14 protein-coding genes and 1 riboswitch are annotated in these 12,423 nt (G+C 64.2%); of the genes, 7 read left to right on the forward strand and 7 right to left on the reverse strand.

Features of this window, described 5'->3' with window-relative positions:
- Positions 1-15 precede the first annotated feature (15 nt).
- Both AC1RUK_RS32350 and rpmB read right to left on the reverse strand, forming a co-directional pair.
- The gene (locus tag AC1RUK_RS32350; protein WP_481837386.1) at positions 16-696 is read right to left on the reverse strand and encodes a queuosine precursor transporter; all 681 of its coding nucleotides are present in this window, start codon (positions 694-696) and stop codon (positions 16-18) included.
- A gap of 133 nt (positions 697-829) precedes the next feature.
- Positions 830-1,126 (reverse strand): 50S ribosomal protein L28, encoded by a 297-nt coding sequence (rpmB, locus tag AC1RUK_RS32355; protein ID WP_192182457.1) that lies wholly within the window; start codon positions 1,124-1,126, stop codon positions 830-832.
- A 249-nt stretch (positions 1,127-1,375) separates the two neighbouring features.
- Here rpmB and AC1RUK_RS32360 point away from each other — a divergent pair, with 249 nt between their 5' ends.
- Genes AC1RUK_RS32360 through AC1RUK_RS32370 form a run of 3 tightly spaced genes read left to right on the forward strand, consistent with a single transcriptional unit; the run spans position 1,376 to position 3,751 of the window.
- On the forward strand, positions 1,376-2,164 hold the full coding sequence (locus tag AC1RUK_RS32360; protein ID WP_481837385.1) for a DUF3108 domain-containing protein: 789 nt from the start codon (positions 1,376-1,378) through the stop codon (positions 2,162-2,164).
- Positions 2,165-2,192: 28 nt separating this feature from the next.
- Positions 2,193-3,080, forward strand: coding sequence for an aromatic amino acid exporter YddG (gene yddG, locus AC1RUK_RS32365; protein WP_481837384.1), 888 nt, complete (start codon positions 2,193-2,195; stop codon positions 3,078-3,080).
- Positions 3,077-3,751 carry a lysoplasmalogenase family protein gene (locus tag AC1RUK_RS32370; RefSeq protein ID WP_481837383.1) on the forward strand — a complete coding sequence of 225 codons (675 nt, stop codon included), beginning with the start codon at positions 3,077-3,079 and terminating at the stop codon, positions 3,749-3,751. Before yddG ends, AC1RUK_RS32370 begins: the two co-directional genes overlap by 4 nt.
- On the opposite strand, the gene AC1RUK_RS32375 is transcribed toward AC1RUK_RS32370, so the two are convergent.
- Positions 3,744-4,175 carry a cupin domain-containing protein gene (locus AC1RUK_RS32375; protein ID WP_481837382.1) on the reverse strand — a complete coding sequence of 144 codons (432 nt, stop codon included), beginning with the start codon at positions 4,173-4,175 and terminating at the stop codon, positions 3,744-3,746. The genes AC1RUK_RS32370 and AC1RUK_RS32375 overlap by 8 nt on opposite strands.
- Positions 4,176-4,197: 22 nt before the next feature.
- Positions 4,198-4,965 carry a hydroxyacylglutathione hydrolase gene (gloB, locus tag AC1RUK_RS32380; RefSeq protein ID WP_481837381.1) on the reverse strand — a complete coding sequence of 256 codons (768 nt, stop codon included), beginning with the start codon at positions 4,963-4,965 and terminating at the stop codon, positions 4,198-4,200.
- 105 nt (positions 4,966-5,070) lie between these two features.
- On the opposite strand from gloB, the gene AC1RUK_RS32385 reads away from it, so the two are divergent.
- The 3 genes from AC1RUK_RS32385 (at position 5,071) to AC1RUK_RS32395 (ending at position 8,657) form a co-directional block, all read left to right on the forward strand.
- Positions 5,071-5,853: a class I SAM-dependent methyltransferase gene (locus tag AC1RUK_RS32385; protein ID WP_481839332.1), complete on the forward strand. Its 783-nt coding sequence runs from the start codon at positions 5,071-5,073 to the stop codon at positions 5,851-5,853.
- A 114-nt stretch (positions 5,854-5,967) separates the two neighbouring features.
- Positions 5,968-7,794, forward strand: coding sequence for an ABC transporter ATP-binding protein/permease (locus AC1RUK_RS32390; protein WP_481837380.1), 1,827 nt, complete (start codon positions 5,968-5,970; stop codon positions 7,792-7,794).
- 62 nt (positions 7,795-7,856) lie between these two features.
- On the forward strand, positions 7,857-8,657 hold the full coding sequence (locus AC1RUK_RS32395) for a DUF1194 domain-containing protein (protein ID WP_481837379.1): 801 nt from the start codon (positions 7,857-7,859) through the stop codon (positions 8,655-8,657).
- A 36-nt stretch (positions 8,658-8,693) separates the two neighbouring features.
- Here AC1RUK_RS32395 and AC1RUK_RS32400 read toward each other — a convergent pair whose 3' ends face one another.
- Positions 8,694-9,629, reverse strand: a complete 936-nt coding sequence (locus AC1RUK_RS32400; RefSeq protein ID WP_481837378.1) for a glycosyltransferase family 2 protein — start codon at positions 9,627-9,629, stop codon at positions 8,694-8,696.
- A gap of 328 nt (positions 9,630-9,957) precedes the next feature.
- Between AC1RUK_RS32400 and AC1RUK_RS32405 the strand changes: the two genes are divergently transcribed.
- On the forward strand, positions 9,958-10,278 hold the full coding sequence (locus AC1RUK_RS32405; protein WP_481837377.1) for a DUF1330 domain-containing protein: 321 nt from the start codon (positions 9,958-9,960) through the stop codon (positions 10,276-10,278).
- A gap of 25 nt (positions 10,279-10,303) precedes the next feature.
- Here AC1RUK_RS32405 and metW read toward each other — a convergent pair whose 3' ends face one another.
- Both metW and metX read right to left on the reverse strand, forming a co-directional pair.
- Positions 10,304-10,918 carry a methionine biosynthesis protein MetW gene (gene metW / locus AC1RUK_RS32410; protein WP_436173851.1) on the reverse strand — a complete coding sequence of 205 codons (615 nt, stop codon included), beginning with the start codon at positions 10,916-10,918 and terminating at the stop codon, positions 10,304-10,306.
- A gap of 58 nt (positions 10,919-10,976) precedes the next feature.
- Entirely contained in the window at positions 10,977-12,146 is a 1,170-nt protein-coding gene (gene metX / locus AC1RUK_RS32415; protein WP_481837376.1) for a homoserine O-acetyltransferase MetX, read from the reverse strand.
- Between the two features lie 76 nt (positions 12,147-12,222).
- Positions 12,223-12,300, reverse strand: a riboswitch (SAM riboswitch).
- Between the last annotated feature and the right edge of the window lie 123 nt (positions 12,301-12,423).

Below are 12,423 nucleotides of genomic sequence, written 5' to 3' on the forward strand. Positions count from 1 at the left end.
TTTCGGGATCATGGTCTAGGTCGCCAACGCCGGCTGGCTCCAGCGGGCGGCGAGCAGCCGGTAGGGGATCAGTGCCGCCACGGCGATGATCAGCTTCACCGAAAGGTCGCCGAGCGCCCAGGACACCCAGCGCATGGTCTCGACCGGCAGCACGCCCATCAGCGGCGCCGTTTCGAGCGCGAAACTGTCGTTCGGGCCGGCAAAGGCGAAGGCAGCCGAAAAAGCGACGGTGAAGAACACGACAGTGTCGAACACCGAGCCGACCAGCGTGCCGACGATCGGCGCGCGCCACCAACTCTGCCGGCGCAGCCGGTTGAACACGGTGACGTCGAGCAGCTGCGCGGTCAGGAAGGCAGCGCCCGAGGCAGCCGCAATGCGGACCAGCCGGTCGGCGGCGGTCTCGAACTCGATCAGGCCGTGGCGGAACAGGAAAGGCGGGACCAGGATTGAGCAGATCACCGCCGTCATGAAGCCGACAAAGACGATCCGGCGCGCCACGACCGGGCCATAGCGGCGGTTGGCGAGGTCGGTGACCAGGAAGGAGAAGGGGTAGGTGAAAGCGCCCCAGGTCAGGATGTCGGCCAGCGACAGGCCGCCGATCTGGCCCTGCATCGGGAACTGCACAAGGATGTTCGACGCCACGACGACAAGCGCCATGGCGGCCACGAAAGGCAGGTATCGCGAGAAGGAATTCATTTTTTTATCCTGGGTAATGAAACCAGCAAAGCGCTACCCAATCCGGACGGCGCTGCATTGCTCAAATATCTAGCCGAAAACCGTTTCGCGCCTTTCGGTGAGATGCCCGGACGGCAATCCGTCCGAACACGTCTCAGGCGGCGGGCTGCTCGGCGAGCTTCTTGGCGATTTGCTTCTTCAGCAGGCGCGCGCGCTGCGACAGCTCCTTGGCGTCGGCCTTGGCCAGGAACGCATCGAGGCCGCCGCGATGCTCGACCGAACGCAGCGCGTTGGCCGAAACGCGCAGGCGCACGTTCTGGTTCAGCACTTCGGAAATCAACGTCACATTGACCAGGTTCGGCAGGAAGCGGCGCTTGGTCTTGTTGTTGGCGTGGCTCACATTGTTGCCGGTCATGACGGCCTTGGCAGTGAGTTCGCAGGTGCGGGACATGGTTCTAACCTTCAGTTCTCGGTCTGGCCAAACCATTCAACCCGCGCCGGGTGGCGCGCGGTCTCGGTCAGGCGGCCTTATGGAAAAAGTTGGCGTTCCATAGTTGCATTTCGCTGGCGCGTCAAGCTCCGGCATGCCCAGCGCCTGTTTCATATAAAGGCCGGATTCTGGCCTATAAGCGGTCGCAAAGGGACATGCCAGCCTGAAGTTGTCCGCCTTCAGGCTGAAATCGAGGATCGATCCGCCGTCATGCTTCGTTCGTCATATGCCCTCTGCTCCTTGCTTGCCATTGCCCTGCCGGATGCAGCAGCCGCAGCCGCACCGCAGTCCTTCAAGGGCGAATATACGGTGTCGTTCCTCGGTCTTTCGGTGGCCAGGGCGACGTTCTCCAGCAGCTATCAAGGCGATACCTATTTGATCAATGGCACGGTCTCCGCCGCGGGCCTTGCCAAGCTGTTCGACGACACGAAGGGCACGATCTCGTCAAAAGGCACCATTTCCGGCAAGAAGATGCAGCCGCAGGCTTTCCGTGCCGATTACACGTCGGGCAAGAAGGCATCGGTTGTCGACATCCGCTTTGCAAATGGCGCCGTCACCGCCACCAAGGTCATCCCTGCGCCAGGCAAGCGCGATCCCAAAAGCTGGGTTCCGCTGGGAACCGGCGATCTGTCGTCGGTGCTCGATCCGATGGCGGCCACCGTCATCCATGCCGACAGTCTCGACAATGTCTGCGGGCGCACGGTGAAATTCTACGATGGCGAGATGCGCGCCGACCTGACGCTGACTTACGCATCGAAAGGTTCGATCTCGGTGCAAGGCTACAAGGGCGACACGGTGACCTGCCGCATGGGCTTCGAGCCGGTGGCGGGCTATCGCAAAGGCCGCAAGGCTTTGAATTACCTGAAGAACCGCAGCAGGATGATGGTGACGTTTGCGCCAGTTGGCCAAAGCGGGGTATATGCGCCGATCCGCGCCACGGTCGGCACGCAGATCGGCACGCTGACCATCAGCGCCGGGCGGTTCGAAGCAGTTAACTAGGCGCCGTCGCGCGCCGCCGGAGACGGGCATGGGGCGCGCAACACTGATCGGGTTCTCGGCGGTTGCCATGTGGGCGCTGCTGGCGCTGCTCACCGACGCATCGGGTGCCGTGCCGCCATTCCTGCTGTCGGCAATCACCTTCGCCATCGGCACCTGCGTCGGGCTCGCCGCGCGGTTGGTGATGCCAGCCGCCGACAAGAGCCAAAAAATTCCGCCGCAAGTGTGGGTGATCGGTATTGCCGGCCTGTTCGGCTACCACTTCTTCTACTTCACCGCGCTGCGCAACGCGCCGGCGGTGGAGGCGAGCCTGATCGCCTATCTGTGGCCGCTGCTGATCGTGCTGGGCTCCGCGCTAATGCCGGGCGAGCGGCTGGCCTGGAACCATGTCGTCGGCGCGCTTCTCGGTCTGGCCGGTACGATCCTGATCGTCACCAAGGGCGGCGGGCTCGCCTTCGACGCGCGCTATGCCTTCGGCTATGCGATGGCCGGCGTCTGCGCCCTTCTGTGGTCGGCCTATTCGCTGCTGTCGCGGCGGTTCCCGTCGGTGCCGACCAGCATCGTCACCTGGTTCTGCGCCGCGACGTCGGCGCTTTCGCTGGTCTGCCACCTCTTGCTGGAAAAGACGGTGTTGCCCGATGGCGCCGGCCAGTGGCTGGCCGTGCTTGGCCTCGGCCTGATGCCGGTGGGGGCGGCCTTCTACGCCTGGGACATCGGCGTCAAGCGCGGCAACATCCAGGTGCTGGGGGCAGCAAGCTATGCCGCGCCGCTTTTGTCGACGCTGGTGCTGATCGCCGCCGGCGTCGCCGAGCCGTCGCTGCGAATCCTCGCCGCCTGCGTGCTCATCACCGGGGGCGCTGCACTGGCGGCGAAATCGCTGTTCACGCGCAAGCCGGCGACAGGCGAGGCCAGCGCATGACGATGCCGTTCCCCGGCGGCATCGACGCCAACGCCAATGCGACACTGGTGTTTTCGCTGGTGGCGGCAGTGATCTATGCTTTCACACTCAGCATGCCGCCGAGGCTCGCGCGCTCGGCGGCAAAGACGCTGGCGGTGGCGATGCTGGCGGTGTTGGCCTTCATGCAAGGCGGGCCGTTTCTGCTCGTCGCGGCGCTGGCGCTGAGCGCCGTCGGCGACGCCTTCCTGTCACGTGACGGCGAGAAGGCCTTTCTCGGCGGGCTGGCCAGTTTTCTCGCGGCGCACATCTTCTACGTCGCGCTGTTCCTGCGCAGTGGCGGCGGGACAGGGCTGCTCGGCGCCGAGTCATGGCGCGGGGCGATCGCGCTGGCGATGGCGGCATTCGCGATCGCAATGCTGGCCGCCCTTTGGCGCCGTGTCGGCCCCACCTTGCGTCTTCCGATCGGCGTCTATGTCGCCGCGATCCTCGCCATGGGGATATCTGCGCTCACCACCAGCAACAGCCTGATGATCGGCGGCGCCATTCTGTTCATGGCGTCGGACGGGCTGCTCGCCACGGAACAGTTCCTGCTTGCCGCCATCTCGCCGCACCGCGTCTGGATGCGCTACGCGGTCTGGGGGCTTTACTATGCCGCCCAGCTGGTCATCACCTTGGGATTCCTGCTCAGCTAAGACTTTTCGGCTGCCAGCCAGGCTCGGCGAGCTCGAAGGCGGCGAAGTCGAAGCCCGGCGCCACGGTGCAGCCGACCAGCGTCCATTCGCCAAGGCTGCGCGCCGACTGCCACCAGCCGGCGGGCACCACGATCTGCGGCCGCTCGCCCGCCGCAAGCGCGGTGCCGAGCACCTGTTCGATGATTGTGCTGCCTTCCCCATACATGGACAGCGCCAGCGGCGCGCCGGCATAGAAATGCCAGACCTCGGCCGCATCCTTGACCCGGTGCCAGGCCGACAGCTGATCCACTTCCAGAAGGAAATAGATCGCGGTCGAGTGGCCGCGCGTGCCTTCCGCGCCATCGCGAAAGGTTTCGGCATACCAGCCGCCTTCCGGATGCGGCTTCAGGCCGAGCGTGGCGATGATTTCGGCGGCACTTGTCATCGATTGCAGGTTAGCACCGAGCTCAGAAATTGTCCTTGCGCTTGCGGATTTCGGCGAACACGTCGGCGTCGCTGGCCTTCTCCATGCCGAGATGCTTGCGGATTGCAGGGTCGTGCCAGCGCAGGAACGGATTGGTCGACAGTTCCTCGCCGATTGTCGTCGGCAGGGTCGGCTTGCCGTCGGCGCGCAGCGTCTCGATCCTGGCGGTGCGCTCCTTCAGGGCCGAATTGGTCGGGTCGACGGTCAGCGCGAAGCGGGCATTGGAAAGCGTATATTCATGGCCGCAATAGATGACCGTCTCGGCGGGAAGCGCCGCCAGCTTCTTCAGCGACTCGTACATCACCGGCGGCTTGCATTCGAACAGCCGGCCGCAGCCCAGCGCAAACAGCGTGTCGGCGGTGAACGCTACTTTCGAGGCCGGCAAATGGTAGGAGACATGGCCGGCCGTGTGGCCGGGCGTGGCGATCACGTCGACCCTCTCTTCGCCGAGGTGGACGACCGAGCCTTCTTCGACCGTTTCGTCAATGCCGGGGATCTTCGCCTGTTCCGCTTCCGGTCCGATGATGCGCAGCTTGAAGCGCTCCTTCAGCGCCAGATTGGCCTCGACATGGTCGACATGATGGTGGGTGGTCAGGATCATCGTCGGCATCCAGCCGGTGCGCTGGATCGCGGCCAGGATCGGCGCCTCTTCGGGCGCGTCGATGATCGCGGTCTGGCCGCTTCTGGGGTCATGCACGAGCACACCGAAATTATCGCTGCGGCACATGAACTGTTCGATTTCGACCGGCATTGCAACTCTCCATTTGTCGTCGGAGACATAGGGCGCTTGCCCGCCGATGTCATCTGGAATTGAGCTTTGTTGAACTCGGCAGATATCGCGGCTACCGTCCCGGCCATGCATTCCGATATCGTCGATCTCCGTTCCTTCTATTCGACCACGCTCGGCCGGCTTGCCGAACACTCGATCACCATGGCGCTGTCCTCGATATGGGCCGCGGTGCCGAATGAGCGGCTGGTCGGCCTCGGCTACACCCTGCCGTGGCTGGAGCGGTTCGGCGCCGATGCCGAGCGCGTCTTTGCCTTCATGCCGGCCACGCAGGGCGCCGTGGTCTGGCCGGCGACGGGTCCGACGGCGACGGCGCTGGTCTTCGACGAGGAATTGCCGCTGGTCGATTCCTGCATCGACCGCATGCTGCTCGTCCATTCGCTCGAGCATGTCGAGAACCCGCGCGAGACGCTGAACGAGATCTGGCGGGTGCTGTCGCCGGCCGGGCGCGTCGTCATCGTCGTGCCCAACCGTCGCGGCGTCTGGGCGCGTTTCGAGCATACGCCGTTCGGCAATGGCCGGCCGTTCTCGCGCGGGCAACTCACCGAATTGCTGCGCGAGGCGCATTTCACCCCGGCGGCATGGTCCGACGCGCTGTTCTTCCCGCCATCGCCGCGGCGCTTCATGATGCGGTTCCACAATGTGCTGGAACGGGCCGGCCGGCGGTTCTGGCCGATTTTTTCCGGTGTCATCGTGGTCGAGGCGCAGAAGCGGCTTTATCAAGGCGTGCCGGTCGCCCAGCGTGCATCACGCCGCGTTTTCGTGCCGGTGCTCTCGCCGCAAGGCGCGACCAGGCTCGGCCGGTCGCGCGGCGGGGAGGCGGCTCCCCCGGCCCGGGTGACGCGTTCGTGATCGGACCTGGGCTTTGTCAGTCCCTATCTGTCGGGTGCGGGGCCGCCGCCTGAACATGGCCGGTCATGGTTCTGACCGGCTCCACCACTCTTCCGAATGCAGGGAATATCACGCATGGCGGATCAAGCGGATGTCATAGCCGGTGCGGGACAGGCCGCCGTGTCGGTCGAAGCCAGCAGTCTCGGCGACCAGTTGAAGACGATCCGGCAGGCGCTGAAGACCTCGCCGGTGCGCAAGCCGCTCGCCTGGGCCTGCATCGGCATCGTCGCCGTCATCGTCGCGACCGCGATCGGCCAGGTTCTGCTCAACCGTTGGAACCAGCCTTTCTACGATGCGCTGGCGCGGCGCGACATGCAGGGTTTCCTGCATCAGCTTCTCGTCTTTGCCGAAATTGCCAGCGGGCTGCTGGTGCTCAATGTCGGCCAGACCTGGCTCAACCAGACGATCCGGCTGAAGCTTCGCGAGGCGCTGACACTTGACCTGATCGATGAATGGATGCGGCCGGCGCGCGCCTTCCGGCTCGCTCATGCCGGAGCCATAGGCGTCAATCCCGACCAGCGCATGCAGCAGGATGCCGCGCATTTGTCCGATCTGTCGACCGATCTCGGCGTTGGCCTGCTGCAGTCCTTCATCCTGCTTGCGTCCTTCATCGGCGTCTTGTGGGCGCTGTCCTCGGGCTTCGTCTTCCACATAGGCGGCCGTTCGCTGGCGATACCAGGTTACATGGTGTGGGCCGCGATCCTCTACGCCGGCATCGCCTCGTGGCTGAGCTGGCTGGTCGGACGGCCGCTGATCCGCTTCAACAGCGATCGCTATACGCGCGAGGCGGAGCTCAGGTTCTCGATGGTGCGCGTCAACGAAAATGTCGACGCCATCGCGCTGGCGCATGGCGAGGCTGACGCCAAACGGCAGCTTGAGCTCGATCTTGGCACGGTGCTCGGCGCCATGAAGCGCATCTACAGCGCGCAGATCAACCTGTCCTGGGTCACCGACGCCTATGGCTGGATCACCGTCGTCGCGCCGATCCTGGTCGCGTCGCCGGTCTATTTCGCCGGCGATATCAGCTTCGGCGGGCTGATGATGGCGGTCGGCGCCTTCAACCAGGTGCACTCCTCGCTGCGCTGGTTCATCAACAACATAGGCGGCATCGCCGACTGGCGGGCGACGCTGATGCGCGTCGCCGATTTCCGCATCGCGCTTGGCGAAACCGATGTCTGGCACGACAAGGAAAAGCGGATCGCATTCGCCGAGAATCCGGACGGCAGGCTGACCTTTGAGAAGCTTGAGGTCGCCTCGCCGGATGGATGCACCAAGCTCGCCGAGCCGGATGTTGAGATACGGGCGGGCGAACGCGTGATGATCACCGGCGACCCGCGCGCTGGCAAGACGCTGTTCTTCCGCGCCATTGCCGGCCTGTGGCCGTGGGGCAGCGGGCGGATCGGCATGCCGGCCGGCGAGGTGCCGATCTTCGTTCCACGCACCCCTTATTTTCCGCTCGGCACGCTGCGCGAAGTACTCAACCATACCGACGGCACGGCACCGGTCGAGGATGCCGAGATCGCGGCGGTGTTGGCCGAGGTCGGTCTCGGCCGGCTTGCATCTTCCCTCGACCGTTCGGCGCGCTGGGAGCATGAACTGGCCGATGACGAGCAGCGCCTGCTGGCTATTGCCAGGCTTGCGCTCAGGCGACCGAAATGGGTGATCATCGACGAGGCGCTGGATACGTTCGACGGCGCGACGCTGAGGCAGGTGCTGTCGATGCTGGCGCGGCGCCTGCCCGACGCCGCCATCCTCAACATCGGCCGCGGCCAGCACAACAACCAGTTCTTCCCGCGCTCGCTGACGATCGTGAAGGATACCGGCGGATCGGCACTCAAGCCCGCCCGCGTCAGGGCCGGCGCTATCGAGCCGCCGCCGGCTGCTGTACGCAGGAAGAAGTAGACCAGCTTTATTTTGCCGTGATCGCGGCGAAAATTGTCAGTATCACTCGGACGCACGCAGCCATGCTCGACATGCTCAGCCTGCTTGCCTGTTTCGCCTGTACCCAGGCAGCACCCCTGCCTGTGCCGGCCGACACGATTGCCGTGGATGTCGAACTGGTGCTGGCCGTCGACATCTCGCTGTCGATGAACGAGAAGGAGTTTGCCCTGCAGCGTGCCGGCTATGTCGAGGCGCTCAGGCATCCGGACTTCATCAAGGCTGTGCGTTCGGGCACAAACGGGCGCATTGCGCTGGCCTATTTCGAGTGGGCGGGCACCGTTCGCGACGACGCCATTCTCGCCTGGCAGATCATCGACGGCAGCGACAGCGCCAACGCCTTCGCCGACCGGATCGCGGCCCGCCCGTTCCGCAGCTTTCGTGGCACCTCGATTTCCGGCGCGCTTGCCTTCGGCACCGGCCTTTTCGAGAAAGCCGCCTTCGCCGGCGCGCGGCGCGTCATCGACATTTCAGGCGACGGCCCCAACAATATCGGCCCGCCAGTCACAGCGACGCGCGATGCGGCGCTGGCAAAGGGCATCGTCATCAACGGCCTGCCGATCCTGATCAGCCCTTCGCCGACCTTCAGCCATCTCGACAGCTACTATGAGCAATGCGTCACCGGCGGCCCAGGGTCCTTCGTGCTGCCGATCTATGCAGCTTCCGAATTTTCGACCGCCATTCGCCGCAAGCTCATCCTCGAAGTGAGCGGTATCGCCAACGCGACGACAGTCCGGATCGACGCGGCGGCGCCCGTCGACTGCCTGCAGGGCGAGCGTGACCGGCGGTTTTTTTCAGACCCGTATTTTCCGGAACTCGATCGATGAACCGAGAGTTTCCCGAGCCTCCGTTCTCGGGATGGTTCAGGCCGGCCGCGTGCCGTATTTCTTGCGGAACTCATCGTAGAGATCGCGGCGCCAGCGCCGACCGCCGACATAGCCGCGCAACAGTTGCGGCAGCGAATAGCCGAGCGCTTTCGACGACCGGTTGGCGAGATAGCCGGCGAATGCCTGGGAAACCCTGCCCTTCATAGCATCGGCGATGATCTGGCGCGCGATCATGTAAGGCGGGACGTCGGGATAGCGATCGGCGATGTAAGGGTGTTTGTCGATCAGGTTTGCGTAGGCTTCGACATAGCCGTCGCGGCGACCCGAGATCGAATTCTCCGAATTGTACTTCTTCCAGTCGATGTCCTCGGACAGCAGCGCCCCAGTGCGACGGGCAAACCGCAGCAGCAATTCGCGATCCTGCATGCGCGCGATGTCGCTGTCGTAGCCGCCGATCGCCAGCAGGGATTCGCGGCGGGCGGTTATCGCCGAGCCGGCAATGAAGATCGTCTGCCCGACCAGCGCCTTCTCCAGCGAACTGCGGGTCAAGAAGGCTTCGCGATTGACGCATTTGGTGCTGCGGCCGCCTTTCACCGAGACGAACGAGCTGATGAGGATTTCCAGCGATGGATTCTCGTCGAAGCGTGCCAGCGTCCGCTCCAGCCGGTCCGGCAGGTAGACATCGTCCGAATCAAGGAAGGCCACGATCGGCGCTCGCGCACGCTCGATGCCGGCGTTGCGGGCAGCGTTGGCGCCGCGCCATTTCGCGCCGACATAGACCAGCCGGGGATCGCGGATGGCGGCAAGCGCCGCGGCCGTGGCGTCGGTCGAGCCGTCATCGACAACGATGTGCTCGAACTGGGTAAGGCTTTGCGCCAGCACGCTTTCCACCGCGCGCACCACCTGGTCGCGACGATTGTGGGTCGGTGTGATCACCGTGATAAGGGGAGCCGGGTCGATGGTTTTGCCCATGCGGCTATGCCCCGGGTTCTACGATGTGCGGATAGATTTGATGACCGCCTTCCATGCCCACCCCGGGATTGCATTCGGTTCGAATGTACAAAAAAGAAGCGCCTGTGTCATCCCGACTGTCGGCGGGCAAGCCGTGCGCCCCGTCGAATTTCACAAGCCGCGCCTGAACTGCAACACCGTCTGTTGGCTGGCAAGCCCATCCGGAAGGAATGTCGGAGCCGATCCAACTGCCGCCAGGCGAAGTAGCTGCCGCTATTACCCGTCACGTAATCGACCTGCCTACCGCATGTCGGCAAGACTGCTCCAGTTGCACAAAAGGAGTTCAGCCATGACCGCTTACGCCGTTGCCCATATGAGCCAGGCCACATTGGGACCTGAGATTGTCGAATATCTGCACAAGATCGACGCCACGCTGGAACCCTTCGGCGGCCGCTTCCTGGTGCATGGTGGCGAGGTGGAGGTCGTCGAAAATAACTGGCCGGGACATCTGATCGTCATCGAATTCCCCGACCGCGACCATATACGCGGGTGGTACAGTTCGCCCGCCTATCAGGCGATCCTGGCGCTGCGCACCGAAAACTCGCAATCCGACGTCATCTTCGTCGACGGCGTCGAACATCCGCACAGGGCTACCGACGTTCTGGAATAGCGGCATGGCCGGCAGCCGGCCATGATCATCGCTTCAGCAGGAACACCGCCTGCTGGCCGAAGAAGTTCCAGAACCACCACGGCATCGAGAGGCCGATCTTCTGGCCGTTGGCGTCGAGAGCGGTCGCCCTTTCCACCGTGGCGCCGAGCTCCTCGACCAGATTGACGAAGTCGCGGATGGTGCAGAAATGGATGTTGGGTGTGTCGTACCAGGAATAGGGCAGGTCCTTGGTCACCGGCATCCGTCCCTTGACAAACAGCGACAGCCGCACCCGCCAGTGGCCGAAATTGGGGAAGGAGACGATGGCGCGGTTGCCGATCCTTAGCAGTTCGTCGAGCACCAGCTTAGGGTTGCGGGTGGCCTGCAGGGTCTGCGACAGGACGACGAAATCAAAACCCTTGTCGGGATAGAATTCGAGGTCCGTGTCGGCGTCGCCCTGGATGACGCTGAGACCGCGCGCCACGCATTCGTTGACGCCGCGCTGCGACAATTCCAGGCCGCGGCCGTCGACGTGCTTGGTCGCCTGCAGCAGTTCGAGCAGCAGGCCGTCGCCGGAGCCGACGTCCAGCACCCGCGACCGCGGCGGGATGAGACCGGCGACGACTTCAAGGTCGACGCGCTGGGCGCGGTTGACGCTCATGGCTTCGCCTCCTGCCTGGCGCGTGATCCCGGTCCGAAAAGTCCGCAACTTTTCGGGGTCATGCGCTAAGCCCTCTGGCCCGGGCGGCCGAGCCGATGAAGCCGTTGATGGCGGCGAACAATTCCGGTTCCTCGAGCAGGAAGGCATCGTGGCCGCGGTCGGTGTCGATCTCGACGAAGGATACGGAGGCGCCGGCGGCGTTCAGCGCATGCACGATCGAGCGGCTCTCCTCGGTCGGGAACAGCCAGTCGCTGGTGAAGGACACCAGGCAGAAGCGGGTCTTGGTGCCGGCAAAGGCATCGGCCAGCCGGCCGCCATGGTCGGCGGCGAGGTCGAAGTAATCCATGGAACGGGTCATGTAGAGATAGGAGTTGGCGTCGAAGCGGTCGACGAAGGTCATGCCCTGATGACGCAGGTAGCTCTCGATCTGGAAGTCGGCGTCGAAGCCGAACGTCAGCGCCTCGCGGTCCTGCAGATTGCGGCCGAACTTGCGGTGAAGTGCCGCTTCCGACAGATAGGTGATGTGGGCGGCCATGCGCGCCACCGCCAGGCCCTTTTCCGGGCGCTTGCCATGCTCGAAATATTTGCCGCCATGCCATTCCGGGTCGGCCATGACGGCTTGCCGGCCGACCTCATGGAAGGCGATGTTCTGCGAGGAATGGCGGGCGCCGGTGGCGATCGGCAACGCAGAGAAGACGCGCTCCGGATAGGTCGAGGCCCATTCCAGCACCTGCATGCCGCCCATCGAGCCGCCGAGCACGCAGAACAGTTTTTCGATGCCGAAATGGTCGACCAGCATAAGCTGTGCTCGCACCATGTCGCGGATGGTGATGATCGGCAGGTCGAGCCCGTAGGGCTTGCCGGTGGCCGGATTGGTCGAGGCCGGGCCGGTGGACCCGAGACAGCCGCCGATGACGTTGGAGCAGATGACGAAGAAACGGTTGGTGTCGATGATCCTGCCGGGGCCGATCAGCGCCTCCCACCAGCCCGGCTTGCCGGTCACCGGATTGGTGCTGGCAACGTGCTGGTCGCCGGTCAGCGCATGGCAGACGAGGATGGCGTTGGAGCGGGCATCGTTCAGCGTGCCATAGGTCTGGTAGGCGATCTGGAACGGCGACAAAAGCGTGCCGGCGTCGAGCTTCAGCGGCTTGTCGGCGCCGAAACGCAACACCGGGCTCGACGGTGCGTCGATCTCGTTGTTGGTTCTTCCAGGGCGCGGAGCGGCCATTATCTCTCTCTTGCATTACCCATCGTCCGGCCGGCGGCGGACAACAAAAAACCGGCAATGCCCTCGCAAAGCCGGTTACAGGATGCAAACGGCCCTTTAGCGAGTTGTTTAACGTGGCTGCAAGCCGACCGGCCAAATCACCACGGAACTGTCACATTCTTCTAGAACTCGCGCGCCTTGCCGTCAACGGCCGGTCGCTCGCGCCACTGCCGGCTCTCGACATTCCGGGCCACGGCTAGTATTTCCGCTGCGGCTTCCGGCGGAAGAATTCTCGATG

This window comes from Mesorhizobium monacense, from assembly GCF_056781675.1.

Excerpts from the sequence above, each read along its gene's own strand:
- metW (WP_436173851.1), bottom strand. The coding sequence starts at position 10,918 with ATGAGCGTCAACCGCGCCCAGCGCGTCGACCTTGAAGTCGTCGCCGGT.
- AC1RUK_RS32405 (WP_481837377.1), top strand. The coding sequence starts at position 9,958 with ATGACCGCTTACGCCGTTGCCCATATGAGCCAGGCCACATTGGGACCT.
- metX (WP_481837376.1), bottom strand. The coding sequence starts at position 12,146 with ATGGCCGCTCCGCGCCCTGGAAGAACCAACAACGAGATCGACGCACCG.
- rpmB (WP_192182457.1), bottom strand. The coding sequence starts at position 1,126 with ATGTCCCGCACCTGCGAACTCACTGCCAAGGCCGTCATGACCGGCAAC.
- AC1RUK_RS32400 (WP_481837378.1), bottom strand. The coding sequence starts at position 9,629 with ATGGGCAAAACCATCGACCCGGCTCCCCTTATCACGGTGATCACACCG.
- AC1RUK_RS32350 (WP_481837386.1), bottom strand. The coding sequence starts at position 696 with ATGAATTCCTTCTCGCGATACCTGCCTTTCGTGGCCGCCATGGCGCTT.
- AC1RUK_RS32385 (WP_481839332.1), top strand. The coding sequence starts at position 5,071 with ATGCATTCCGATATCGTCGATCTCCGTTCCTTCTATTCGACCACGCTC.
- AC1RUK_RS32360 (WP_481837385.1), top strand. The coding sequence starts at position 1,376 with ATGCTTCGTTCGTCATATGCCCTCTGCTCCTTGCTTGCCATTGCCCTG.
- yddG (WP_481837384.1), top strand. The coding sequence starts at position 2,193 with ATGGGGCGCGCAACACTGATCGGGTTCTCGGCGGTTGCCATGTGGGCG.
- gloB (WP_481837381.1), bottom strand. The coding sequence starts at position 4,965 with ATGCCGGTCGAAATCGAACAGTTCATGTGCCGCAGCGATAATTTCGGT.
- AC1RUK_RS32375 (WP_481837382.1), bottom strand. The coding sequence starts at position 4,175 with ATGACAAGTGCCGCCGAAATCATCGCCACGCTCGGCCTGAAGCCGCAT.
- AC1RUK_RS32370 (WP_481837383.1), top strand. The coding sequence starts at position 3,077 with ATGACGATGCCGTTCCCCGGCGGCATCGACGCCAACGCCAATGCGACA.
- AC1RUK_RS32390 (WP_481837380.1), top strand. The coding sequence starts at position 5,968 with ATGGCGGATCAAGCGGATGTCATAGCCGGTGCGGGACAGGCCGCCGTG.
- AC1RUK_RS32395 (WP_481837379.1), top strand. The coding sequence starts at position 7,857 with ATGCTCGACATGCTCAGCCTGCTTGCCTGTTTCGCCTGTACCCAGGCA.